The following is a 24,191-nucleotide window of genomic DNA, read 5'->3' as shown; positions in this document are numbered from 1 at the left end:
GCGACGATCCCGGCTGGCGACCGCGCGATAGTTATTGGCCGCCGCACGCCGAGGGTATGGACCCCGAAGCCGTCGTTCGGGTGAAGACCCGTGATTTCCGCTGATCGGTGGCGGATGCCCTGCCTCGCCACCAGCGGATCGTCATCGGCCTGTCTCTCCACGTCCTGCGCGGCGCGATGATCCGCGCCGATAGCGTCAAGGTCGATGTCGTCGAGGTGCGCCTGGCGCTGCGCTGCCTGCTCGCCCATTGCCCCGAACGCTGGCCGCTGGAGCTGTTCTGGGATGCGGCGGGCCAGGACAACGAGATCGGCCGGGCCCAGGGAACGACCGCGGCGTTCAACGGCATTGTCCGTCAATTGCGACTGGCGGGGCGTTTCGAGGATGCGCCGCCCCCGAAACGGGGTGCCTCGTGACGATCGGGCAGGTTGACGATCGCGATCACATCGGCCGCGCGTTGCGGACGATCGAGCAATGCGCGCTGCATCGCCGGAGCCTGCGGCTTACCTGTCAGCGCTGCCGTTTGGTGCGCGTCCTCGATGCGATTCCGGTCTGGTGGCTGTTCCAACAACGCGGCTGGCCCCACGATCTGTCGGGGGCGGCACGCCGGTTCGCCTGCTCGGCCTGTCGGGAAACCGGTCATCGTTCGGAGCCTACGATCGAGGTCGGCCGCGACCGGCCCGAAGGGCCGCAGCCGCCCTATCCGGACGAACGCGAATGGAAGAGGCTTGTATCGCGCTACCGCTCGTGATCGGATCGCCCGATGTGCAACCTCTATAACATCAAGGTCAGCCGCGCCGACTTCAACGCCTATTTCCAGTCGAGCGACGACTGGCGGAGCGAGCTGACGGTCGAGAAGGATTATGTCTCGCCGTCGAAGCCCGGTTATGTCGTCCGCGAGGTCGACGGCGCCCGCCAGCTCGGCGTGATGAACTGGGGGTTCCCGCCACCTCCAGGCGTGAAGCCGCTAGTGGTCAACGTGCGGAACTATACGAGTCCGTTCTGGCGCACCGCGCTCAGCAAGCCGGATCGCCGGTGCCTGGTCCCGGTGACGGAGTTTCAGGAATGGTCGGTCGAGCCGGACCCCGCGACCGGCAAGAAAACGAAGCATTGGTTCGCAGTGCCGTCGCGACCGATCTTCGCATTCGCCGGCGTCTGGCGGCCGGTGGGGGAGGGGGCGTCCTACGCGTTCCTGACGTGTGGGTATGACGGCGATCCCGCCGGTCACATCGTCGGCGCGATACATCCCAAGGCGATGCCCGTGATACTCCACGAAGAGGATTTCGATCGATCGCTTAACGCGCCAATCGACGATGCTCTTCCACTCGCCTGCGCCTTTCCGTGGCAGCTCCTTGCTGTTCGTTAGCGAGAAGCGCGTCAGTTGTTCGGATGACAGGACGTGATCTGGCCGAGCCCTCTCTCCGCTACCTCAACTTTTAACATCTCTGCTCTTTGCCCAAAGGCCGAGAAGTCGTGCTCAAAGTGACTTAGAAATCGGTAGGACGCCAAAGGGGATTGCCCCAATCAGCCAAGCTAATCGAGCCGTCATGTACGGCATGAAGGATTAATGAAAAGTTAGATAAGGTTGAATTGAACAGGAACCCAACGTCGCAGGCATCGTTTCCCGCGCGTAGGGATATTTTATGGCGTCAATAGGTCGACGCTTGGACAAGGCAACATGAGCATGAAGGTTGGGCTTTCCCAAAAGGGGCTGTTACTTTCCGTAATCATATTGCTTTTATGTCCGTCCTCTAGCTATGCAAATCCTGCAAGTGATAGCAAGGCCGTCCCTGGTCAGGCTTGTCCAGCACCACGTGAACCTCTCTTTGAGTGCGTAAGCGATGGAATTCGAAGAGTCGTGCTGTGCCTAGATTGGCAGGGTAAGCGACTATCGCTTCAAGTAAAGACTGATAAAGTCAATCGTCATTTTGAACTGTTACAATCCAGACAGATGATTGGGCCAAGCTCCTCTGGGTCTTCGTCTGTCATCGTGTCTGGTTCTGCAGTGGGGCTCATCCGATTATACCTCGACGATGAGAGATCGGAGCCACAGCCATCCGCTATTCAAGTTGGCACCGCCGAACCCCCGTATATTTGTGACGTAACGACGGAGCGCTTTCCGCGCTCTAGGTCTCTGGATTCCAAGATAGGATCGATCGCGGTCTGGGATCTGGCGACCGTAGGAGTGACGTCTCCGTCCGATCCAGGACTTTACGGCGAGAAAAATAAAGAAGAGGCTCACAAGATTTGGGCCGATTGGCCCTCTCGTAAAAAAGCGATCAAACCTGGGAGGAATGAAAGTGCCCGATCCTAACAGCGCAAATGTCGACCTCAGCCAAGACACACTAAATAATCAAACCTCGAGTGCTCGTAATACCGTGTTTCACACGGAAGATGGCAACAACGAGAACAATTTAACCAATTTTGCTGATGCCGGCTCAGGATCCTACTCGTGGGGTCTTTACCAATACGATGTTGCCAATAACCCTTTGGCAGCACCAGCGCTGTCGCAGCTAGGTTTTACTTCGCAACAAATCAACGAATTGAAAGTCAACAATTTAAGTAGTTCGACTCTTCAATCATTGGACACTCAATTACAGAACGCCCTTAGCACTCAATCTGGTCAACAAGTCAATGCTAACCTACAAAACACCTGGGAAAACCTTATCCAGAATGACGTGCAAAGTGAGGTTGATAATGCATCGGATGCCATAAAATCGCAGCTTTTATCCGATCCAACAGCTATTCAGCGACTGTACGACATCTCTAATCAGTTCAGTACTAATGTTCAAAACGGGACTCTAGATAATTTTCTAGGTGGGCAGACTGTCTCTAATAGCGCCGGCACGGTTACATGGAATTCAAATCAATCAGCGCACGATAATCTTCAAAACTGGTTTTCCTCTACAGCCGCTGGAGCGGCAGCCGGAGGGACAACTAGATCAAATGCCTTCAATACAGCGGTTCAGCAAGAGAGTTTGAACCCTATTAATGTCAACATAACTGTGCATACCGATAGTAACGGGAATATTACCCAGGGTGGCGACACGGCTAACTTTACAAATCTTACAAATGTCAATGCTAGTGTTGGGGAAGGCGTAACCATCAACGCCGGTGGCAACAATACAAATGTTAGCTTTGACCTTGGCAATGGAAGCCAGGTCGACACAGAATCGGGTACCGCCCAAAATGTTACAGTTCTTTGCTCGACCCCGAACGGACCAGTAAGTTCATTTACCGCCAGCGGCTCCTTCGCCGCATCCTGCAGCGCTACCGACACTTCGTCTTCTTTGACTGTCTTTGGGTCGTCGGTCAATATGGCTGTCAGTGCTGGCTCGGTAAGTACGAACGGCGACTTTAACTCGATCTCTATTGGGTCAGGCTCGACCGGGGACAATGTTTCTGGCAACGGCAATACTGTCTCTGCATCTGACGGCAATACGGTCACGCTCGACACGAACGGCGGCGGCGGCGCGAATAACGATAACGTGTTCATCAATGGCGGCACGGTGATCTTTGACTCGTCGAGCACGTATTCGACGGTGTGGGGATCGGGCATCACGGTCCAAGATGCGGCGGGAGTGACAGGCGGGGTCGCGGGATTCGAGGGTAACGGCAACCTCGCGACACTCGTCGACGGCCAGGTCAACGCTGGTTCCAGCAACCAGTCGATCACCGTCAATGGGTCGAACGATTCGATCTATAGTGGCTCGTGGTCGGGCGACCAGTACACCTTGGGCGCCAACCAGACCGACTATATCTACGGCAACGACGAGACCATCGTCGGTCAGAGCGGCGATTACATCGTCGATTATGGCAGCAATAATAGCATCTATGCCGATGGGGCCACGGTCACCGATGAGGGCAGCGATGACATGACCTATGGCGACGATGACAGGGTTTACGGCTCTGGTAGCGGTGATGGCTGGAGTGGCACGGGTGATACGGGCGGCGGCAGCGGCGGCAGCGGCGGCAGCGGCTATTCCGGCTCGTGGGGCTTCGACGACGCCTCGCGCCAGAATAGGACCAACACGGTGAGCAGCTTCGACCAGAGCCAGGGCAATGCCAAGGCGGTCAGCGCGGCGTCGATTGCCTGGTCCAAGGCGTCGCAGGCGATCGCGGCCGCGACCACCCCGGGCATGGCGCAGCCGTCGGCGATCAACACCGCCCGATGGGGCAGGACGACGATCAGCTGGAGCTTCGCCGACAGCGCGACCTCGGGCGCCGACGCGATCAGCGGCGCTGTTCAGACGCAATACCAGGCTGCCGTGGCGCAGGCCTTCCAGACCTGGGCGGCGGCCTCGGGGATCACCTTCAAGGAGGTCGCGGCCGGCGCGAAGTCCGACATCACCGTCGGCTGGGGGGATCTCGATCCCACCGACAGCGGCGCGCTGGGTTACACGAACACCACGACGCGGGGCGGCCTCATCCAGGGCGCGACCATCCGGCTGGAAGATCCGGGCGAGGACGCGCTGGTTGCCGATGCGACAGGGGCCTATAGTTACAGCGGATCGACCACGACGCTCGAGCAGCTCGTCCTGCACGAGATCGGCCATACGCTGGGCATGGCCGAGAGCTCAAAGATCAACTCGATCATGTTCCCCGAGCTCGGCTCCGGCAACACCACGCTCAGCGCCAGCGACCTCCAGGAGATCGCGATCCTCTACCCCCAGGTCAGCCCCGCGGCCGGCGCCGACACCACCGCCATGGCGCAGGCCATGGCCAGCTTCTCCGCCCACCAGTCAGCCGCCGGCACCAGCACAATGAGCGCCGGCATCTACGCCAAAACACTCGAACCAGCCATCGCCGTGCCTGCCTGCTGAGCAATGGTGATGCGGCGATGGAATAATACGATGCGAGCTGTTCCTCCCAGCGGCGTTGCATCACGGGCTCGATGGCCATGGCCTTCAGCGTTTCGACACCTGAGACAGCTTCGACTAGGAAGGACTGGTTCTCCGAACCCCGACGGAACCGCTCCTGCAACCGTTCGCGAAAGGCGGGGGTGAGGCCCAAGCTCAACAGCACGTAGCAAGGAAGCGCCAGGGCGACGATGAGCGTGAGAAGCCGGCTGTAAATGAAGAGTACGCCCAAGAAGAGGATGGCAAATAGCAGATCCAGCACGAGAGTAAGTGCTTGGGAGGTCAAAAACTGGCGGATGTTGTCCAGTTCGCGAACGCGAACTACGGTGTCACCGACGCGCCTTGCTTGAAAATAGGCCATCGGCAGGGCAAAAAGATGACGAAAAAGGCGCGCACCCAATTCGACATCGATGCGATTCGACGTATGCGATAAGAGCCACGTGCGAACTGCGGTCAGTACCACTTCAAAGACCGAAAGAACGCCCATGCCCAATGCGAGCACTTCGAGAGTGGACAACCCGCGATGGACGAAAACCTTGTCGATTATCACTTGAAAGAAAAGTGGTGTCAGGAGCCCGAACAGCTGCACGAAAAAGGACGCGATCATAACCTCTGTGATTGGACGTCGGTATTTTCTCATGGCGGCAACGAACCAACCAATGCCAAAGCGCGCATTGATCTCTCCGGCTCCTGCGCGTCTTGATACGAGAAGCAGCCGTCGATCCCAGAGCGCGAGGAATTCGGCCAAGTCCATCGCGTCGGCCTGCGAACGTCGTGGATCTTGGATTAATGCCTTGCGGTCGTTGACCCCTCCAAGAATGACCCAGGCACCGGTCTTCAAACGAGCAAGCGCCGGTGTGGGTGTCGTTGCTAGCCGTTGATGGTCGGAAGTAATCAACCGAGCTTTAACCGGAAACTGCCGGCTCGCGCGGATCAAGTCGTTTTCGTCAAGGGATGGCTTGCCGCTTTGATGAAGAAGTTCTGCCGCTTCGGCCGGAATGCCCAGAAGCCGCATAAGAAAGGCAAGGGCCGCTGCTGCCGTATCTAGGTGAATCTCCTGTGCGCCGCTCTCGTTCACACTATTCCCCGAAACAGTCTTTTTTTACCTTCACCGCACCCTTCCAGATGCCTAGCATTGAAACGACACCGCAGAAACATAGCGCGGGTGAATATGCTGTCATCTTCGCCCTTATGGAATGGGTGTCCATTAACGGTATACCCTGGCAGAGCACGTCGCTTGATACACCTTTTGCGTTCGATCAGGGTCGAGATCAGGGAGATTGAACACTCCGCGCATAGGGTCTAGAAGCTGATCGAACAGATGAGGTCCTGATGTCACTTTTTGGTTACGCACGTGTATCGACCTCAGAACAGGACCTCGGCATCCAGGAAGCTGCGCTGCGCGCCGCGGGTTGTCAGACGATCCGTTCCGAGAAAAAGTCTGGCACCGAACGCGGATCACGCACCGAGCTAAAGGTCTTGCTCGACTTCCTTCGTAACGGCGACACCTTGGTCGTCACGCGTATTGATCGGCTCGCCCGGTCGATGAAGGATCTGCAGGACATCGTCTATGAGTTGAAGGGCAGGGGGGTTGCTCTGAAAGCTACCGAGCAGCCGATCGATACCGGCACCGCGGCCGGCAAGGCATTCCTTGATATGCTTGGCGTGTTCGCGGAGTTCGAGACGAACCTACGCAGGGAACGACAGACAGAAGGCATTGAGGCTGCGAAGGCGAGAGGTGCCTACAAGGGAGGGAAGGCGCGCATCGACCCGGACGCTGTCCGCAAGCTCGCGGCGGATGGCATGAAGCCTGCACACATCGCACGGCAGCTCGGTATATCGCGCGGCACCGTCTATCGTTTCATTCCGAAACAGGCGGAACAAGGATCCGCGTAGCAGCCTCCGCTTTTCGGCAGGAGTGTGTTCGCCCGCTCCTCGCTCATCCGCGGACCATCGCCGCAAGCTCCTGCTGCCAATTCTCAGCTGGATTAAAGGCAGAGAGCTGCGACGGCAGCAGAACCTCAAATTTGACGCTCTCGGGAACGACAAAGGTTTGCTCGACTAAACCTCGGTCGAGCAGGCGCACTTCCTGATCCTCGACGTCATATAGCCGAGCAAAGGTGATCCCATATCGCTGCTGATACACGCTCCAGCCACGCATCGCTAAGTGGTCGTATCTTGGTGCGTCCCCTCCGCCATAGCTGGCGATCATCTTCAGAAGCTGCGCGTGGGCTCCTCCTCCGTCCTCGCAGCCGCTCAGCAAGGTCAGGAGGTCGTCGATCAGTTCCGGAAGGCTTGGACCACCGCTTGTAGCCGGTTGAAGTCCAATGCTGAGCAGATGCAGCGTCTCCTTCTTGCCGTCCCCTAGATCCTGCGCCTCAAGCTGATGAATGCCGCTGAAGGCGTGCCGCGACATCGCGCCGACCGTCGCCTTCACCTCCACGCCATTTCCACCGAAGACGAAGTCGCGTCCAGGAGCCCAGCCTCGCCAAGCCAGCAGCGCCGCCGCGCGTGTATCGGATGGTGCTGCCAGCAAGACGACGCGCAGCACGTGCAGCTCAGCGATAAGGCCGAGCATTACCTCGTTCGACAGCGTCGCGCGGCGAATGGCCAGCTCGATGATAGGCTCGACGCTGGCAAATGAACGCTGAGCCTCTGTGTCGCTCGACAGGTCGAGCCTCGCCAACTCGGTCGCGATCAAGGCTGCCACAGCCGCGAAGTGATTAGCGGCGCCGAGAAGCACGCGGCTCGCCTCGAAGGCCGGACCGCCGCCACTTGGCTCCCAGCGATCATGCAACAGATTGCCCGCGACGATCGGCGAGGCTGCGATCAGCGGGCCGCCCAGGATGAATATCTCGTACGCGCCGCCCGCCGCGGCGGCCGCACCCAGCTGCTCCGGAATGACCCAGATCAGCTGCCGCGCCTCGCCGTCGGGCACGACAAGCAGCGCGAGCTGATCTCGAAGCTGCTCGAAGGATGGTGGGAAATGGCCGGTCGAGGTCATCGACGCAGCGCCGCGATATGGTCGGGGCCGCCATGCGGAAGACCGAGTCCTAGCGCGACCAGGTCCTCACCGCCGTCAGGGTCCTTGATGATGTGGAAGAGTACGAGTCCTGGGTGACCGCGGGGGCGCCAGCTTTGCCCACCTTGGAGGCGGGGAACCGGAACCTTCTTGTGGAAGTGGTAATCGATCAGCTGATCGCCGTGGTATCCGCCATGGCCATAGCCTCGGCTGCCCCACAGGGTGTTGAGCTGATCAAGCGGGCCTAGGCCGCGTTCCATCGCGCCGATGCCCAGCTCTCGAAGCAGGTCGTCCGAAGCTGGATCGGGTCCCGAGCGGATCGCGATATGGAAGCGGGGGATCTGACGCGCGTCAAGCTGAGACCAGGGCAGGTCAGGCTTGTCGGTGGCGTGGAAGCCAGGAGCGTGGCGGCCCTGGGCGAGCGCGTTCCAAAGGCGCAGGTACGCGGCGATGGCGTAAGGACAACCCTGCGGCCGAACGGCGTAGGGCTTCGGCGAGAGACCCGGCGGCCGAAACAGCGGCTCTTCGACGCCAAGTGAATGCTGCAGGCTCACCCAGCGTCGGCTCAGCTCGTCATTCAGGTCGGGATCATGGCGTGAATAGCGAAGCTGATCCAGAATGTCGGCGAGCTCGGACGCGCCGATCGTCTCCTCACGGATCATCCCAACGTCTCGGGCTGGATCGATGCTCGCCCAGCTTCCGATGGCGAGCGCGGTGCGGACGATCGACGCGTTGTTGTCGGCAAGCGTTGGATCGAGACGCTCGACCAGCCGGATTTGAGGGCTCGGCCCGGGGCTGAGCGGCACCTTCCGGGTCTCGATCTTGCTCGTCGCGATGAAGCTCTCGCCTTCCAGAACCAAGGTGCCGGCGTCGTCGTCGAGATCCTTCATGGCCATCCGCCGCAGGACCAGCGACTTCAAGGCTCGGTCGCGTTGATTGTACTGCTTGAACAGGCCGAGCTGATCTGAGGGCAGGAAGACCCGGCAGAATGGCAGATGAGCGCCCCGGTATCCGAACCAGCGCTGCATCTGCATCTGCGTGTCGGCGGCAGGCTCGTTGCTGCTGCGCAGGAACAAGCTGGTTGTCAGGCCCTCGACGGTAAGGCCGCGGGATAGAATGTTGCCCGCGACGAAGATCGTGAAGACGTCCTCAGGCGCGTGCCAGCCCGCTTCGTCATGCCTCGGCTCGAAGCTCGGGCGATCGTCGGCCGCAGGATCGCTGTTGAGGACACGCAATTCGACGTTTGGAAAGACCTCGTCCTCGAGAAGGCTGCGCACCTCCTGCCATCGGTCCACACCAATCGATGAAAATGAGCCGTGGGGAAGTCCCGCAAGCGCGAGCCTAGTCTCCTCGAAGCTCGCGAGGCAGGACCGCCAACGATCCTCTTCGGCGCTCAGCCGACGGACCAGTCCTTTCGCAGACAGGCGAACGTCCGGCTCCCCATGCTCGTCCTCCGGCAGCGTGACCTCGTCCTCCTGGCCAGGCAGAGCTAGCGACCAGCGCGCCAACTCCTCCGCTGCGAGAAAGTGCGCGTCCTTTCGAGCAGACGGATGGAACATCATGGTGTGAGGACGAGGCAGCACCGCGTCGACGTCCGGCCTAGAGGAGAACGGTCCCGCTCGAGCTGCAGATAGCCGCTTCCCGTCGGCAAGGAGCCGGGCCGCTCCCGCCACAAGGTAGTATCGCATCGCGTCGGAGATCATGTCCCAGCGCGTCGCGGCGACTCGTTGTCCGAAGTCTTGATCGCTCTCGCCGGCTTTCTGGACTGGAAACGGGGTGGCGACCGCCAGCGGCCCAGGCAGCGCGGCAAGCGTCTCGTAGTAGAGATCACCGCCGCAATAGTATCCGGGGAGCCCGCGAGGTTCCTGATAGGTGAGCTGACGGGGCGAAAGCTCCCCAATTGACCCTGGAACGCGTAGCGCGGCGCTGAACTGCCGAGGCGCCAGCGGATTATGTGATTCCTGAAGATAGTTCGCCTGAGGCGTGGCCGTGTAGGCGACGTAGCTCGCCAGCAGCTTGGGATGACGGCTTGCCGAACTGCGATGGCTTCCGCTCCACAGCGCGGCGATGAAGCGCGGGGTAATCTTGTCGGACGCGGCGCTGTCAAGGACCGAGGCGTCATCCGCCTCGTCATCAAGGACGAGCATGGTGGTTGGTCGACCGCGCGCCTCGAGGATCGGCTCGGGCAGCACGGATGCGAGCATGCGGGCCAGGTGATTCAGATGCTCATCGAGCTTGGGCACGACAATCACAATCGGGCGACGGTTCTTGACTGCCAGCATCGCTTGCGATGGCTTCAGGTAGCTAGTCGGACCGAAGCGCTGCGCGCCGAGGACATCCTCGGGTAGTGGCACCAGCAGGCGCTGATCATCACGCAGGTAGGCAGTTTCTAGCGTCGATCCGTCGAGTTGTGCGAGCGCCCGCTGGTAGGTCTGAAGCCACAGTCCAACGCGGGTGCCAGCGAGGAGCACCACGATGTCGACACCACGATCGAGGGCCATGCTCGCCACGCCAAGCATGCTCGCGGTCTTGCCCGACTGGACCGAGCCGATGACCATCCCCGTCCGGACCCCGTCGTCGGGCCAAGCCGCCGCGTCAAAGCCGTGGTCGTATCCAGGCGCCGCGTTCGTGACGATATAGCGGGCGTCAGCCTCCAGCACCTCGAGCGCGGTGCTGGAAAGCTGGTGCGACGCGTTGCGCTTGTAGCCTTCCCACCAGCCCGTCGGCTGGGCGTCAAGCTCCTCGACCGCCTCTCGAGCGGGCACGACGGTGACCACGTTGGACAACGAGGGTTCAGGCATCAACCGGAAGCGCGCGCAACTCGACCAAGCCGTCGATAGCCGAGGTGCCGAAGCGCTCTTCGAGGACGGCTCTCGCCTGATCCACGGTGATATCGAGAGCCTCCAGGATGCTCAGCAGCGAGTCCGCGATGTGCTTCCATTGGGTCTTGTTTTGCGTGCTGTCCGGGCCCTTCTTGGCGCTGGTGACCTCGCGCACGGCGGCACGCCTCTCCATGAGCAGGTCTTGCTTGCCGAGCAGCACGACAAGGAAGCAGGCTCCGATGCTTGCGACCGCGCCAAGCTCCTCCCACTTACTCGCTTCCTTCTTGCTCCGAAATCTCGGGTGCCAGGCCTGTTGGGCACGCGCGTGCAGTTCGATCGCGTCGACCAGCGATCGGGCAAGCTCGGTGAGCACCTGAATCGAGCGCAGCCGCTGAAGTTTAGGATCGATCGTGTCGAGGAAGGCGTCGATATGCGAGGCGGTTGAGGGGGCACGCAACTGGCCGCGCGACACGGTCGAGTGCAGCAGCGTGGCGAGCGTCCACAGCAAGATCTTCGTCCTGCGAAACCGCGCGATGCTGAACCCCATGTCGGTGATAACGGTGTGGGCGAAGCTGGGATTGATACCCGCCGCCACCGCGTACTCCGCCATGGCCGGCTCGTTCCGGTCGCCGCCCACGAAGAGCATTAGCTGGACGATCTTGAGATGGTTATAGACTGCGTTTCGGATCTCCTCCGCGTTCAGCTTGACACCTTGCTTGTTGTAGATCGTGAAGACCTTGTGGATGTCGCGAACATCGGTGTCCTCATATTTGAGGATCGGGATGCGGTACTCGGGCGCGCTCGAGGCGAACAGGAGCCGCACCGAGGTCGGCTTGCCGCCGATCGAGGTCTGCACCTCCTTCAGTTCGTCATAATATTTTCCAGATAGTGCATGCAGGGGATCCTTCTTGTCGAACGTGCCGGTTTTGAAGGGCAGGTAGTTCTTGCGGATGTCCTCGGTCGTGAGTTGATGCTTCCGCGCGAACTTGCGGAAGCTCGTGCGAAAGAGGTCAAGGTCGTTGCGCTCCTTGGCGAACGCGATGGCGGCGGGATGCGCTCCCACGAATCGCAGGATCGACGTCAGCCGCTGCTTGCCGTCGACGATCTGGAACTTCTGCTCGCCGCTCATGCTGGCTAGGATGATCGATGGCAGCGGGATGCCACGAAGCACGGACTCGATCAGCTTCTGGGAGTCTGGGTTCGACCAGACATACTCGCGCTGATAGGATGGGTTCAGATCGAGATCGTTCTCCATCGCCCGGTCGGTGAACTCGACAATCGACCAGGTCGCGACAGTGGCCTTGATGTTCGGCGGCTCGCTTGGCTCGGGCTCGTCCCAGGCCGCCTCCCACTCGCTTGAGGCGAGCGCGCGCGTGGCGCCCTCGTCAACCGCCTCGGTGAACTGCTGGCTACGCTCGTCAGCCCGCGCGGCCAGCACCTCGATCAACTGGACACCCGCCTCGGTCATCAAGACCACGCCGTCGCTGACGCTGTAGAGCAGCGTCTCGGCATCAGTCGCCAGCTGATCGAACAGCACCTTGGCCTGGATCGGCGCATCCGCGTCGCGGTCAAGCGAGTCCTCAAGCCGCAGCCAGCCCTGCACATCAGCGACCCGCGCGAGCCAGCTATTGTCCTCGAACCCGACATCCTCGGGCTCGAACTCGCCTGGAGCCTGAGCTTTGACGTTCGCGGGCAACTGAGGCCGCCGAGAAAGGTTGCTAAGCATCCTCGCGATGTCGCCGTATTCGATCTCGTCCAACTGCCCCTCCCAAGCGTTGGCTGACGCCGCCGCGCAGCACTGGTGCCGCGCAGGCATTTGGAGCGCAACCTAAAGATTGCGCCGAACCTACCGATCCGTCGCACGTGACGGCTGACGGCGGCCTTAGAAGGTGTTAGCCAGAGCGTCGGGAGGCGCACGACGCGCCGACAATCTGGGGATAATGAATGGACAAGCTCAGGTTCGTGGACCTGTTCGCTGGGCTTGGAGGATTTCACCTTGGCGTTGGCAGGCTTGGCCACGATTGCGTGCTTGCTTCCGAGATCGATCCAGAACTGCGCGATATTTACGCCCGCAACTTCGGGATCGAGCCTCATGGCGACATTCGAGCGATCGATCCTCGCGGCGTGCCCGACTTCGATCTGCTTTGCGGCGGCTTCCCCTGTCAGCCCTTTTCCAAAGCAGGAACGCAAGCTGGCCTCGACTGCGAGCGGAATGGCGATCTGGCGGGCGTGGTGGTTGATTGGATCAGGGCGCGGCGCCCGCGATTCGTGATCCTCGAGAACGTGGCGAACTTCGAGCGCCACGACAATGGACGCACATGGCGCTGGCTCGATCGGGAGCTTCGGCACGCAGGCTATCCGTTCGTTCAGAAGATAGTCCTCTCTCCGCATCGCTTCGGCATCCCGCAGATACGAGAGCGCCTGTTCATCGTCGCAGCGCGCGACCCGCATGTCAGCTTCACCTGGCCCGAGCCGTCCGACGTGCCGACGAGCATCCGTTCCGTGCTGGATCCGGCAGAGGCAGGCACGTCGATCTCGCCAAAGATCGAGCGCGCGATCGAGGTGTGGGCGGAATTCGTCCGGCTATATCCAAAGAACGCTCGGAAGCCTCATTTTCCGATCTGGGCGGCCGAGTTTGGAGCGACGTATCCTTATCTGGCAGCCCCACCTCTGGCCGTCCCGGCCGCGGCGCGAGTTGGCCGAGGCAGTTTTGGGGCGCTGCTGGCAGGCCTTGACGCGGTGGAGCTTGAAGCCGCGCTTCCTCCGTACGCCCGCGGCACGAAGCCGTTCCCTGGCTGGAAAAAGGGGTTCATCGACCTCAATCGCCAGTTCTATCGCGAGCATCGAAGCTGGATTGATCCCTGGCTGAGACAGCTTCGGGGCTTTGAGCACAGCTACCAAAAGTTCGAGTGGAACTTCGAGGCGGATACCGATAGCCTCTGGGACACCGTCATCCAGATGCGCGGATCAGGCATCCGCGCCAAGTCGCCACGGACCGCCCCGGCTCTCATCGCGTCCAGCACGTCACAGGTGCCGATCATTGGCTGGGAGCGCCGATACATGACTGCACGCGAATGCGCTCAGCTTCAGGACATGGGCGGTTTGGAGGCGCTCCCGCGCACCTTCACCGGCACCACCCGCGCGCTTGGGAATGCAGTCAACGCCAAGATGGTCGAGCTGGTCGCCCGGCAGCTTGTCGGCTATGCGCCTCACCTCTCTCTCGTCGCGAACGGCTAGGATGATCGAAGATCTTAAAAGTGTGAGCATTCGCCCGGGCGTGAGCCTGCTGACGGTGCTGCCACACCTGAACTACAAGCCGTGGTACGCGCTTGCCGAGTTTGTCGACAACGCGATCCAGTCCTACGAGAGCTCGCGGGCCGCGCTGCGCAAGATCGAAGGCAAGGGTTGGAAGCTCGCAATCGACATCGATATAGACGGTGAGCGAGGGATTATCGTCGTGCGCGATAACGCCGCAGGCATATCGCGAGAGGCCTATGGCCGAGCGTTCCGGCCAGCCGAGGCGCCGCTCGACGCGAGCGGCCTCTCTGAATTCGGTATGGGCATGAAGAGCGCCTCGGCCTGGCTGGCGCCGCGCTGGACCATCCGCACATCGGCGTTGGGTGAGCCGGTTGAGCGGGCAGTATCGTTCGACATCGCGTCGATCGTCGCGGACACCATTGAGGAACTGTCCGTGGTGAGCGCCGCCGCGCCGCGCGACAGCCATTTTACCGAGGTAACGCTCTACGACATTCGCCGAGCGCCAAAAAGCCGGACGCTTGGCAAGATCAAGGACCATCTCTCCAGTCTCTATCGCAGTTACATTGCGCGCGGCGATGTGGTCATCACGCTTAACGGCGAGAGGCTAACCTTCGAGCAGCCAGAGGTGCTGACCGCTCCCTATTGGCGCGATCCTTCAGGCGCTGCGAGGCAGTGGCGCCTTCCCGTAAAGCTGGCGCTCGAAGGTGGTCGTCGGGCTGAGGGCTGGGTCGCGCTGCGCGCGAAAGGCTCTACGACTCGGGCGGGATTCGCGCTGCTGCGCCGTGGCAGGGTGATCGAGGGTAGTGCTGACGAGCCCTATCGTCCGCGCGAGATCTTTGGAGCGTCAAACTCGTTCGTGTTTCAACGTCTCTTTGGCGAACTGACGCTGATCGGTTTCAGCGTGAGCCATACCAAGGACGGGATCCGGTGGGACGAGGCGGAGGACGAACTGCTTCAGAAGCTCAAGGATGCGCTCACCAGCGGTGCCACGCCCATGCTTGAGCAGGCTCATAACTGGCGTTCGGGCGAGCCCGAGATCGTATCGGCCGAAGTCGTGCCGTTCGCGCCGAAGGCGCGCTTCGAGCCATCAGCGGCAACGCCCCGGCAGCCTGGCAGCGCTCGTATCGTCACGCGCCTTGCGAAGGACAGCAATCCGCATTGGCGTCATTTGAGCATGACGTTCGGTAGCGAGCGCTGGGAAATTACGATCACCCTGGATGACGAGGGGGGCGATGAGAGTTGGATGGATGTCAGCGCCTTGCCCGGAGATGGCAGCGGAATGCGCGCGCTTGAGGTTCGGCTCTCCACGCAACATCCGTTCACACAAGGGTTCGTGATCGATGGTGGGCGTATTAACGAGGGCGTGGTGAGGCTCGCGGTCGGCCTAGCCATCTCCGAGGCCATTGCGCAGGGCGATGGCGTGCGATTTGCTGGGCGCATCAGAAGTTCGCTGAACGAGCTTATGCTGCTAGGCCTTGCTGATCAGGAATAAGCTGAAGGCGGCACGTTAGACTGAAACCCCCAAAAGTAGATGTATGGCTAAAGATGGGAGATTGGATTAGATAGGGGTAGTGGCTAGTAGGTCGAGTGCATCCCCATCTCTTCATAATTATCAACTGGCGCGCGGGGCGGCACGAAGTCATCTAGATTAACACTCGACAATAGGCGGGCTCACGAATTCCGAGAACAGCAGCTATCGGACACAGGGTGGCTTCCGTGCTTCTCAAGTCGGCTTGGAAGCTTGTTCCTCCTCCGCGATGTCTACGGCATTCTGGAGCGCCGCAGCGGACTCGGCCTCTCCGGCGTGATCGAGCAACGCAAGCGCACTCCTCATAAGCGTGATGGCGATGTCGCGCGCCGGCAGTGTGGAGGCTTCGTCGTTCATATCAGTTGCTCCCCTTCGAAGCCGGCGACACGCCCGCAGGGCGCGTCGTCGCTTCGGAACCGGGTGCTGAAAACCTAGAGCAAGCTAGGCGCGAACGCCTTTGGCCGAGTGGCTTGGACATACGCGTCCGCCACCCGGTCGACTCGAACCGGCTCTTGCTCTTCGGCGTTTTCAGGCACCGCCCGTGTCTCCACGGGTCTGGCGATGGTAGCTCGCTCCCGGCGCCGGCGACACCCTCTTTCGATCGGCTCATCATCAGCATGAGGTTGCCGGCCGGGATCACCCGGCCGGCGGTCCACCTCAGCGGGACCAGATGAGGTTGAAGCTGCCCTCCTCGGCCTCGACCAGGTTGGCGTAGATCGGGGCGGGAAAGCTGGGATCGTCGAGCTTCACCGCCATGTACGACCGGTCCTCGCGCGAGGTTTTCGACCAGGCGGCGCCGAGCTCGGTGGTCCCGGCATAGACCCTGGCGTCGGGAGCCTTGTCGCTGTCCTTCTGGACGCGGACGATCTTGACCTTTGCCTTGATGGTGAGGGTGGCGAGCGTGCCGGTGAAACCGTCGTCGGTCGCGATGAAGGTGCCGATGGTAGCCATGTCTGGTCTCCTTGCTTCGATCCGCGTCCGTCGCGGCCTCGATGGCGATCAAGGGCCGGAGGCGATCGGCGATGCACCGCTTACGGCCAGAGCGCAGCGGAGGAGGGGCAGGAAGGCCTATTTTGGTTCGCGATGCAAAGCCGCAGGCGGCGGAAAATAGGTCGACCTGCCGCTTGCAGCTAGTCGATCGAGGCGAAGCCGCCCTCCGGTTAGATCAAGCCGATGAGAGGCCACCCGGTCGCGGGGAAGCTGGAGAACGATAGCTTCCTGATCGATGCCTATCGCGCCACGTCACCGCGCGCCCGCATATCCTCCCCGGCGAACGGCGATCGCCAGTTCGCGGTAAGAAGCCGGATGGATCCCGTCTCGGGTTGCCAGCACCGCCAGGTCCACCACGTTGTCGTTGAACCGAGCGGCTGTCCATCGGACGAACTCAGCAACTCGACGATCGTATGGCAGGATCCACAGCACGTACCGTGCGTCAACACCGAGGCGGAGCTGCACAAGGCGCTTCGGTAGGTCGGCGCTGCCCGCGTCGTTCGAACCGGCCGACACGGCGGTATAATAGGACGATGCCGGAGCCATCGCGGCGATCGCGGCAGTGCCGAGGCCTTTCTGCGCCACCACCGCGCAGCGGTCTTCGAGCGCGGCACGAAGAGCCCTGGCCGTGTCAGCGGCGATGCTGTCACCAAGAATGAGGCAGGCCAGCATCGTCCGAGCTCAGCGCCGCCCGGCGACTATGCGGCGGCGGCCTCGAGGAGAGCACCGGTTGGCCGATGGCGTGGTGTCAGGACCACCACGGTGTCGGGCTTCGTCATGCGGCGCCCGCGCGTATCGAGCCGGGTCTCGCTCGGTATCACGTCCTTCAGCGCGACCTTATACTCCGGCAGGTCGTCGCTCGCTTCGACCGCCTTCAGATGCTGCTTGAACTTGGAAAGGGAGGCGGTCGATCCAACTTTGAGGGAAAGCATCTCGATCGGCATCTCCACCGCTTCGCCCTCGCAGTGGCAGTGCGCGATCTCGTAGAGGCGCCGCTCGATCGTGCCGAGCCGGAAATAGTCGTGATGGTAGTGGTAGATGTGACCGTCGCGCTGGATTGCGCGGAACAGCCATTGGCACAGCCGGACCTGGACGATCCGCATCTGCTGGTCGCCGTTGGGCATCTCGACATAGCTGGCGGCGGCTTCCGACAGCCATGAGAACCATCCCTTGTCGATCTGCGACCCGGTCTGGATGTTGGTCTTGATCTGCGTTCCCTGCAGCCGCTCGAGCGCATCGGTGAATCGCTGATAATCGCGCTTGGACGGGCGCGAGACGCCAGTCACCCGGAAGAAGTCGTGTGCGGTGAAGCTGAAGTTCTGCTCGACCTTCTCGCCGCGCTGGATAGCCTGGGCCATCAACGACGCAACGTAGAGGATGACTTCCTTGTCGTACATGGTGGCGACGCCAGTGGCACTCGGCCTGATCTGGATGCTCAGCTTCCCGATCTTATATTCGACCGGCTTCTGGACGGCGACCTTCGACAAGGCGAAGAAAGGGAAATCCATCACGCTACGCTCGCCGCGGACCTTGCCGTGAAGCGGGCTATCGGGCTCGAACAGGTTGCCCTGCCGCACGATGATGGATGGTTTGCTCGCCATGCCGGTCCCCTCGGCCCTTAGATTTCGCAACGCTGACCATAGCGCGCTTTGGGCGATGAGACAGTGCTCGAGAGGACGATCTGCCCGAAAGCACGAGTCTTCAGCGGCATATCCGGCCGAGAACCCTAGTTTCGTGCTTTGCGCGCAGCGGACAGGCGGCGGCTGGCTCGTGCTTTCGGGCAGATCGTCCCCGGTGGAGGATCCGGTTGCCGTGCTTCCCATGGATCATGACGATCTGCCCGAAAGCACGAACTGCCGGGAAAGCCCCCTGGCGATCTGGCCGAACGAGCGGGGATCGCCGCCCGCCTGCATCGCCTTCATCGCGCCGGCCTGGCGAAGATCCTTTAGACCGTGGAATGTCCGCCCGAGATTGAGCTCGCCCTTGGCTGCGCGGCCGCTCATGCCGCGAAGATAGGCTCCAGGCTTCTCGACCTCGCCGGCCTGATATTTGCGAACGGTGGCGATGACCGATGCGGCGGCGCCGCGCTGGCCCATGACCCGACAGGCCTCGTTCCAGGCGTGGCGATGGATCTGGTGCTGATCGGCCAGCCTCTCGGCCAGATGGACCAGCTCACCCCAGCCTCGGCGGCCCAGATCGAGGGAACCGCACAATTCCGGGACGACCGATCCGATGAAGTCCGGATCGACGCCATGGTTCGCCAGGTCTTCCTCCACCTCGGATTGCGGCAGCACCGACCTCACATCGTAATCCCCACTACTTCTTTCCGCCAAGCCACTACGGGTAACTGCTTTAGCAGTTTGGGGTTCGGTTGTAGTTGTAGAGTGGGTGCAATCGCCAACATCCGAGGATGCACTTCTATTCGTTCCATGTGAATGATTGAGCGCTTCGCGCTCCTGCAAGGCAGCCGTAATCCGGGCCTCCAAGGCTCGGCCGCGCTGCTCGATCTGCTCGACGCAACCGCTCAGCAGCGGGATGTCGCGGACATTGCGCATCTGGCGCGTTGCGCTCTGTGCCAGCGCTAGCTCCTGGTCAGCCTCGGTGCCCTCGATCACGCCGTCGATGGCCGCCTGCGCGAGGCTAGAAGTGCGTCGCCTCGCCGCTGCAAGGCGACGCTTCAGCGAGTCTATCTCAGCATCCTCGCGCGCACCACGCTCGGCAATCGCCCTGAACTCCTCGATGCGCGCGCCAATCGGACTGAGAACGATGCCGTAAGCCCATTTGATCGTGCCGTCGGCCCCGCGCGCACCTCCCCGGTGCCCGTTGGGACTGTCCTTATGGCTGATAAGCCGAAGCGCGATCGCCCGATCGAGCAGGTTCTGCACCTGCCTGACCTTCAACCCCAGTTTGCGGGCGAGCTTGTCGTTGCGCGGCCATACGATCGGGGTCGAAGCCGATCGCCAATCCTCGGGCTTTGTCCATGCGAACAGCACGTCGACCAACTGCACGACGCTGGGAGGAACAGCGAGATAGGCTGCCGCCCGCTTGAAGGCGGCGAGCGCCTGCCCCGGGCCGTTGCCGTCGGGCAAGCCGCAGAATGCCTGGGCGAACCGCTCGGCGTCGGCTGCGGCACCGTCGAAGCGGCGGAAGCCCGCTCCGGGTTGAGAGGCATAGGTCATCGTTCGGTAACTCCCCCTTCGGAGCCCGTGCAGACACACCGCGTCATCGCGCGAATTGCGCATCTCGCTTGCGGATTTTAGGGGATTTCGCTAGGGAGTGACTGCAACCTCGCTCCTAGTGGGCACCCCGAAAAGCCCGGCCTCGCGCCGGGTTTTTCATGTCAGCACGGCATCTCCCTGCACATCGTGGCGCCGACGAGACGTGCGTGCTCGACCGACGGCGCGACGCTTTCGCTTCGCGCCGGACCTGGCGGGCCGAATCGAGGGATATCGCGCACGCTGATTGTTACCGGTGGGGCAGGGGTCCGACGCCTGCCGATGCTCGTGCTATCGGGCAGAATGCCAAGGAAATGTTCGTGCTTTCGAGCAGAACGTCCGGCCTGCCCTCCAGCGGCGATCACGCCGGGACTCGTGCTTTCGGGCAGATCGTCTCGACTGTCGTGCGATCTAGACCGAGATCCGAACCATCTGGACGCGCCCAGGCGCACTCACCGTCCTATCCCTGATATAGCCTGAATGGCTTTGGAGATCAGTAGGATGCAGGCGACTGCCGGTTTGGCTGTCCTAAGCCGCCGGACACCACCGGAAACGGCGGTGGGGGCGCCGTGATCCTGTCGCTCGCCATCGCTGCCAACCTCGCTGACCGGTGCGCGCCGCGGGTCGCGAAGGAGACCTTGCTCTCCGTTGCCTATCACGAAAGCCGGCTCGACACGCTTGCGATCGGAGACAACACGACCGGACGGCGGTTCCACCCGCGATCACGGCTCGAGGCAGTCGAGACGGCGGAAGCCCTGATCGCGCGCGGTCACAGCATCGACATGGGGATCGGCCAGATCAACTCGCGGACCGCGCCGCGCCTCGGCCTGAGCGTCTCCGGCGCGTTCGATGCCTGTCGCAACATGGCGGCTGCCGGCGACCTGATGGAGCGGAGCTACCGCAAGGTCGCCGGCGCCGGCCCTTCGCAGCGGTCACTCGCGGCGATGCTGTCGATCTACAACACCGGCAATTCGTGGCGCGGGTTCGGAAACGGCTATGTCGGCCGCGTCTATCGCGCCGCGGCGGCCATCGTTCCCCAGCTCGGCCGAACGGCTCGGGTCGCCGCGGATCTCGCGTCAATCGACCCGATCGTCGACATCGGCGTGGTCCCAGTTGCCTCGCCAGCGGTGGTGCGGCCGCCGGCGATCGACACGGCCGAGCGGCCGGCGGCGACGCCGCCGTGGGTCGCGTTCGGCAATCCCGCCAACGTCATGGTGTTCGGAAACAGCCCGGCGGGCGCGGGGGCAATCGATCGCAAGGAGAAGTCGCAATGAACAGCTCACGGCATAGCGCGCTGCGTAGCCCGGCATTTTGGGCGCTGGCGATCGTCGCCGCCACGACCCTCTCAAGCCCTGCGATGGCGCAGAGCACGGACATCCAGGGGTTCGTCGACAATATCAAGAGCTGGCTGACCGGCAGCGTCGCCAAGAGCGTCGCCGTCATCGCCGTGGCGGTCTGCGGCTACAGGTTCTTTTCCGGTCGCGCGAGCGCCGGACCGCTGGTCGCCGTTATCGGCGGCATCTGCCTGATCTTCGGTGCCTCCTGGGTGCTCACGCAAATCACCGGCGGGTGACGGTGCGGGCGGACGAACCCTTGATCGTCGAGCCGATCTATCTGGCGCTCAGTCGACCGCCGATGTGGCTCGGCGTCCCGCTCGACGCGGCCGTCCCCTTGGCGATGGCCGGCGTCCTGGTGCTTCTCCTCACCAATCCGCTCTACGCGCTCGCCGTGGCGATCGTCGGGTTCGGCGCCGCCAGGCTGATCGTGCGGCATGAGCCGAATGCGTTCCGGCTGCTCAATCTGGCGTTGCGCACCAAGTGGACCAACCGCGACCGGCGTTGGTGGGGCGGCAGCTCCTACTCGCCGCTGCCCGTGGCGCCGCTCAGGCGCAAGGGCTTCGGCTGGTGAGGGCGGAAAAGCTGGGCACTCCGGGCAGCACCCCGTTCGCGATCGCGCGCCGGGAAAAGGAGCCGGCCGACTTCCTGCCTTACGCCCGGCACGCCGATGCCGGCACGATCGTCACCGACGGCGGTTCGTTGATCGCGGTGGTGCAGCTTCAGGGCGCTTCGTTCGAGACGCTCGACCAGAGCGATCTCAACGGGATGCACGAGAAGATCAACAGCACGCTGCGCAACCTGTCGGACGAGCGGGTCGAGTGGATCACGCATACGATCCGCGAGCGCAGCGATGCCTATCCCGCCGGCGAGTTCCGCTCAGACTTCGCCCGCGATTTCGACACCGCGTATCGCCGCCGCACCGCGGGCGAGCATGGCTTCATCAACGAGCTTTACCTGTCGATCGTCGAGAAGCCGGCGGTGGGTGCCGCCGACAAGATCGCGGTGGCGCTCGGTGGACTCTTCTCCAAGCGGGAAAAGGTCGGTCCGCGCGTCGACGTCGAAACCGAGCGGCTGCAGAGGTTCAACGAGCGCGTCGGCGAGACGATCAAGCTGCTCGGCCGCTTCACGCCGCGCCGGCTGACCCTATACGACCATAACGACCTGACATTCTCGGAGCCGCTGGAGGTCTTCGAGCTGATCCTGATGGGCCGCCGTCGCCGCGTACCGTTGGTTCGCGGCCATCTCGGCTCGGCGCTCTACGGCGATCGTCTCATTTTCGGTCGCGAGCTGGGCGAGGTCCGCGCGCACGATCGCAGCCGGTTTTTCGGCATTTTCGGTATCCGCGAGTATCCCGCCGCAACGCGGCCGGGCCAGCTCGATGCGCTGCTGAGCGCGAACTACCGGTGCTGCATCACGCAGAGCTGGGCCCCCATGGCACGCGCCGACAGCGCCGATCGCGTGCGCAAGCGCCGGCGCCAGCTCATCTCCACCGACGACGATGCGCGCAGCGCCGCCGACGCGCTCGACGAAGCCGCGGACGAACTCGCCAACAACCACTTCGTGATGGGCGAGCATCATTTCAGCCTTGCCGTGTTTGGCGACACGGTGCGCGAGCTCAACGACAATTTGTCGGGCGCGCGCAGCCTGCTTGCCGACGCGGGCCTGGTCGCGGTCCGCGAAGAAAGCGCGAACGAAGCCGCCTGGTGGGCGCAGCTTCCCGGCAACAGCCGCTGGCGGGCGCGGCCGGCGATGGTCACGTCGCGCAATTTCGCGGCGCTCTCGCCCTTCCACACCTATCCGGCGGGGAAAGCGGACGGCAACCATTGGGGGCCGGCGGTGATGATGTTCCAGACCACGGCGCTGTCCTCCTATTATTTCAGCTTCCACGTTCAGGACGTCGGCTTCACCGGCGTCATCGGTCCGACCGGATCGGGCAAGACGGTCGGCCTCAATGCGTTGATGGCGATGACCGAGAAAACCGGCGCGCGGCAGATCTTCGTCGACAAGGATCGCGGCGCCGAAATCTATATCCGCGCCTCGGGCGGCACCTACCTGGCGTTGAAGAACGGGCATCCGACCGGCTTCGCGCCGCTCAAGGGAGGCGATTACTCGGCGCACTATCGCGCCTTCCTCGGTCGCTTCGTCCGCCAGCTCGTCAGGCAGGACGGCAAGCCGCTCACCGTCGGCGAGGAAAGATTGATCGACGAGGGGCTGGTGGCACTGGGCCGGCTTCCGGTCGCGCTCCGCACGTTCGGCGAGCTGCGCGAGGTGCTCGGCTTCCGCGACGCCGAGGGCATCGGTGCTCGTCTCGAGCGCTGGGCGCGGGGCGGGGCGCTCGGGTGGGTGTTCGACAATGAAGAGGATCTGGTGAGCCTCGAAGGACGCTTCGTCGGCTTCGACATGACCGACTTCCTCGACAATGCCGAAGTCCGCACCCCGATCATGATGTATATGTTCGAGCGGATCGACGCCTTGCTGGCGCGCAAGGAGCGTCTGGTCGTCGTCATCGACGAGTTCTGGAAGGCGCTCGGCGATCCGCAGTTCGCCGGCTATATCGAGAACGCACTGCTGACGTGGCGCAAGGCCAACGCCTTCCTGATCTTCGCCACGCAGAACCCGGAGCACGCGCTGCGCTCGCCGATCGCGAGCAGCATCATCGGTCAGACGCCGACATGGATATTGTTTCCCAACCCCCGCGCCGACGAACAGGATTACCGCGTCGGGCTTGGGCTGACGGCCAAGGAATATCGCCTGATCCGCTACGAGCTGGTGCCGGAATCGCGCCAGTTCCTCATCAAGCAGGGGCAGGATTCGATCGTCGTGAAGCTCAATCTCGACGGGATGGACGACATGCTCGCGATCCTGTCGGGCCGCGCATCGACCGTCGGCCTGGTCGACGAGCTGCGCGCCGAACTTGGCGACGATCCGAACGATTGGCTGCCCGCGTTCCACGAAAGGCGGCGGGGGCTGCGATGAGGAGAGATGCGATGCGCACGCTGATGATGCTTGCGAGTTCGGTGCTGGCGCTGGCGGTCTCGACGCCCGCGGCGGCGCAGATGGCCGTGTTCGACGTCAAGAATTACGCCCAGATCGTCCAACAGTTAAGGGCGGCACAGGAGCAGCTCACCGTCGTCACCAAGGCCTATAACCAGGCCGTCGATGC

At 62.4% G+C, this 24,191-nt stretch carries 19 protein-coding genes and 1 pseudogene; 11 read left to right on the top strand and 9 right to left on the bottom strand.

Translation table 11 applies throughout. The annotated features are described in order from the left end of the window. The first annotated feature begins 107 nt into the window (after positions 1-107). The 4 genes and pseudogenes from HUU96_RS01290 to HUU96_RS15020 form a co-directional block, all read left to right on the top strand. Positions 108-413 (top strand): hypothetical protein, encoded by a 306-nt coding sequence (locus HUU96_RS01290; RefSeq protein WP_174291057.1) that lies wholly within the window; start codon positions 108-110, stop codon positions 411-413. Beyond that, positions 410-748, top strand: coding sequence for a hypothetical protein (locus tag HUU96_RS01285; RefSeq protein WP_174291056.1), 339 nt, complete (start codon positions 410-412; stop codon positions 746-748). The genes HUU96_RS01290 and HUU96_RS01285 overlap by 4 nt, the downstream gene beginning before the upstream one ends. 12 nt (positions 749-760) lie before the next feature. Further along, positions 761-1,363: an SOS response-associated peptidase gene (locus tag HUU96_RS01280; RefSeq protein ID WP_174291055.1), complete on the top strand. Its 603-nt coding sequence runs from the start codon at positions 761-763 to the stop codon at positions 1,361-1,363. A 928-nt stretch (positions 1,364-2,291) separates the two neighbouring features. After that, a pseudogene (locus tag HUU96_RS15020) lies at positions 2,292-4,652 on the top strand (matrixin family metalloprotease); the annotation flags it as partial. A 19-nt stretch (positions 4,653-4,671) separates the two neighbouring features. Here HUU96_RS15020 and HUU96_RS01275 read toward each other — a convergent pair. Beyond that, the gene (locus HUU96_RS01275; protein WP_174291054.1) at positions 4,672-5,934 is read right to left on the bottom strand and encodes an ABC transporter transmembrane domain-containing protein; all 1,263 of its coding nucleotides are present in this window, start codon (positions 5,932-5,934) and stop codon (positions 4,672-4,674) included. A 254-nt stretch (positions 5,935-6,188) separates the two neighbouring features. Here HUU96_RS01275 and HUU96_RS01270 point away from each other — a divergent pair, with 254 nt between their 5' ends. Continuing rightward, entirely contained in the window at positions 6,189-6,752 is a 564-nt protein-coding gene (locus HUU96_RS01270; protein WP_174291053.1) for a recombinase family protein, read from the top strand. A gap of 43 nt (positions 6,753-6,795) precedes the next feature. Here HUU96_RS01270 and HUU96_RS01265 read toward each other — a convergent pair whose 3' ends face one another. The 3 genes from HUU96_RS01265 to HUU96_RS01255 are packed head-to-tail and all read right to left on the bottom strand — an operon-like array spanning position 6,796 to position 12,459. Further along, positions 6,796-7,860: a PD-(D/E)XK motif protein gene (locus tag HUU96_RS01265; RefSeq protein WP_174291052.1), complete on the bottom strand. Its 1,065-nt coding sequence runs from the start codon at positions 7,858-7,860 to the stop codon at positions 6,796-6,798. Continuing rightward, complete coding sequence (locus HUU96_RS01260) at positions 7,857-10,679, bottom strand: Z1 domain-containing protein (RefSeq protein ID WP_174291051.1); 2,823 nt, start codon at positions 10,677-10,679, stop codon at positions 7,857-7,859. Before HUU96_RS01260 ends, HUU96_RS01265 begins: the two co-directional genes overlap by 4 nt. Then, the gene (locus HUU96_RS01255; RefSeq protein WP_174291050.1) at positions 10,672-12,459 is read right to left on the bottom strand and encodes a DUF262 domain-containing protein; all 1,788 of its coding nucleotides are present in this window, start codon (positions 12,457-12,459) and stop codon (positions 10,672-10,674) included. Before HUU96_RS01255 ends, HUU96_RS01260 begins: the two co-directional genes overlap by 8 nt. A gap of 185 nt (positions 12,460-12,644) precedes the next feature. Between HUU96_RS01255 and HUU96_RS01250 the strand changes: the two genes are divergently transcribed. Together HUU96_RS01250 and HUU96_RS01245 are read left to right on the top strand one after the other, a co-directional pair. Next, positions 12,645-13,937 carry a DNA cytosine methyltransferase gene (locus HUU96_RS01250; RefSeq protein WP_174291049.1) on the top strand — a complete coding sequence of 431 codons (1,293 nt, stop codon included), beginning with the start codon at positions 12,645-12,647 and terminating at the stop codon, positions 13,935-13,937. A gap of 1 nt (position 13,938) precedes the next feature. Further along, positions 13,939-15,450, top strand: coding sequence for an ATP-binding protein (locus HUU96_RS01245; RefSeq protein WP_174291048.1), 1,512 nt, complete (start codon positions 13,939-13,941; stop codon positions 15,448-15,450). 231 nt (positions 15,451-15,681) lie between these two features. Here HUU96_RS01245 and HUU96_RS01240 read toward each other — a convergent pair whose 3' ends face one another. The 5 genes from HUU96_RS01240 to repC form a co-directional block, all read right to left on the bottom strand. Continuing rightward, positions 15,682-15,843: a hypothetical protein gene (locus HUU96_RS01240; protein WP_174291047.1), complete on the bottom strand. Its 162-nt coding sequence runs from the start codon at positions 15,841-15,843 to the stop codon at positions 15,682-15,684. 300 nt (positions 15,844-16,143) lie between these two features. Next, a complete protein-coding gene (locus tag HUU96_RS01235) occupies positions 16,144-16,437 on the bottom strand; it encodes a DUF736 domain-containing protein (RefSeq protein ID WP_174291046.1) in 294 nt (97 codons plus the stop codon). 291 nt (positions 16,438-16,728) lie between these two features. Beyond that, complete coding sequence (locus tag HUU96_RS01230) at positions 16,729-17,148, bottom strand: hypothetical protein (RefSeq protein WP_174291045.1); 420 nt, start codon at positions 17,146-17,148, stop codon at positions 16,729-16,731. Positions 17,149-17,174: 26 nt separating this feature from the next. Next, the gene (locus HUU96_RS01225) at positions 17,175-18,299 is read right to left on the bottom strand and encodes a replication initiator protein A (protein ID WP_254604842.1); all 1,125 of its coding nucleotides are present in this window, start codon (positions 18,297-18,299) and stop codon (positions 17,175-17,177) included. Positions 18,300-18,302: 3 nt separating this feature from the next. Then, a complete protein-coding gene (gene repC, locus HUU96_RS01220; RefSeq protein ID WP_174291044.1) occupies positions 18,303-19,655 on the bottom strand; it encodes a plasmid replication protein RepC in 1,353 nt (450 codons plus the stop codon). A gap of 605 nt (positions 19,656-20,260) precedes the next feature. Here repC and HUU96_RS01215 point away from each other — a divergent pair. The 4 genes from HUU96_RS01215 to HUU96_RS01200 are packed head-to-tail and all read left to right on the top strand — an operon-like array spanning position 20,261 to position 24,004. After that, positions 20,261-20,965 (top strand): lytic transglycosylase domain-containing protein, encoded by a 705-nt coding sequence (locus HUU96_RS01215; protein ID WP_174291043.1) that lies wholly within the window; start codon positions 20,261-20,263, stop codon positions 20,963-20,965. Further along, positions 20,962-21,264: a TrbC/VirB2 family protein gene (locus HUU96_RS01210; RefSeq protein WP_174291042.1), complete on the top strand. Its 303-nt coding sequence runs from the start codon at positions 20,962-20,964 to the stop codon at positions 21,262-21,264. Before HUU96_RS01215 ends, HUU96_RS01210 begins: the two co-directional genes overlap by 4 nt. Continuing rightward, entirely contained in the window at positions 21,261-21,599 is a 339-nt protein-coding gene (locus HUU96_RS01205) for a type IV secretion system protein VirB3 (protein WP_438827050.1), read from the top strand. Before HUU96_RS01210 ends, HUU96_RS01205 begins: the two co-directional genes overlap by 4 nt. Beyond that, entirely contained in the window at positions 21,596-24,004 is a 2,409-nt protein-coding gene (locus HUU96_RS01200) for a VirB4 family type IV secretion/conjugal transfer ATPase (protein WP_174291041.1), read from the top strand. The genes HUU96_RS01205 and HUU96_RS01200 overlap by 4 nt, the downstream gene beginning before the upstream one ends. The last annotated feature ends 187 nt before the right edge of the window (positions 24,005-24,191 follow it).

The organism is Sphingomonas bacterium (genome assembly GCF_903644135.1).
Lineage (GTDB): Bacteria > Pseudomonadota > Alphaproteobacteria > Sphingomonadales > Sphingomonadaceae > Sphingomonas.
Note: the sequence above shows the minus strand (reverse complement) of the source record. Positions and strands in the feature narration are given on the sequence as shown.

What these genes read in the sequence shown, in the direction of transcription:
- HUU96_RS01280 (WP_174291055.1), top strand. Translation starts at nt 761, where the DNA reads ATGTGCAACCTCTATAACATCAAGGTCAGCCGCGCCGACTTCAACGCC.
- HUU96_RS01270 (WP_174291053.1), top strand. Translation starts at nt 6,189, where the DNA reads ATGTCACTTTTTGGTTACGCACGTGTATCGACCTCAGAACAGGACCTC.
- HUU96_RS01265 (WP_174291052.1), bottom strand. Translation starts at nt 7,860, where the DNA reads ATGACCTCGACCGGCCATTTCCCACCATCCTTCGAGCAGCTTCGAGAT.
- HUU96_RS01260 (WP_174291051.1), bottom strand. Translation starts at nt 10,679, where the DNA reads ATGCCTGAACCCTCGTTGTCCAACGTGGTCACCGTCGTGCCCGCTCGA.
- HUU96_RS01250 (WP_174291049.1), top strand. Translation starts at nt 12,645, where the DNA reads ATGGACAAGCTCAGGTTCGTGGACCTGTTCGCTGGGCTTGGAGGATTT.
- HUU96_RS01245 (WP_174291048.1), top strand. Translation starts at nt 13,939, where the DNA reads ATGATCGAAGATCTTAAAAGTGTGAGCATTCGCCCGGGCGTGAGCCTG.
- HUU96_RS01240 (WP_174291047.1), bottom strand. Translation starts at nt 15,843, where the DNA reads ATGAACGACGAAGCCTCCACACTGCCGGCGCGCGACATCGCCATCACG.
- HUU96_RS01235 (WP_174291046.1), bottom strand. Translation starts at nt 16,437, where the DNA reads ATGGCTACCATCGGCACCTTCATCGCGACCGACGACGGTTTCACCGGC.
- HUU96_RS01230 (WP_174291045.1), bottom strand. Translation starts at nt 17,148, where the DNA reads ATGCTGGCCTGCCTCATTCTTGGTGACAGCATCGCCGCTGACACGGCC.
- HUU96_RS01225 (WP_254604842.1), bottom strand. Translation starts at nt 18,299, where the DNA reads ATGGGAAGCACGGCAACCGGATCCTCCACCGGGGACGATCTGCCCGAA.
- repC (WP_174291044.1), bottom strand. Translation starts at nt 19,655, where the DNA reads ATGACCTATGCCTCTCAACCCGGAGCGGGCTTCCGCCGCTTCGACGGT.
- HUU96_RS01210 (WP_174291042.1), top strand. Translation starts at nt 20,962, where the DNA reads ATGAACAGCTCACGGCATAGCGCGCTGCGTAGCCCGGCATTTTGGGCG.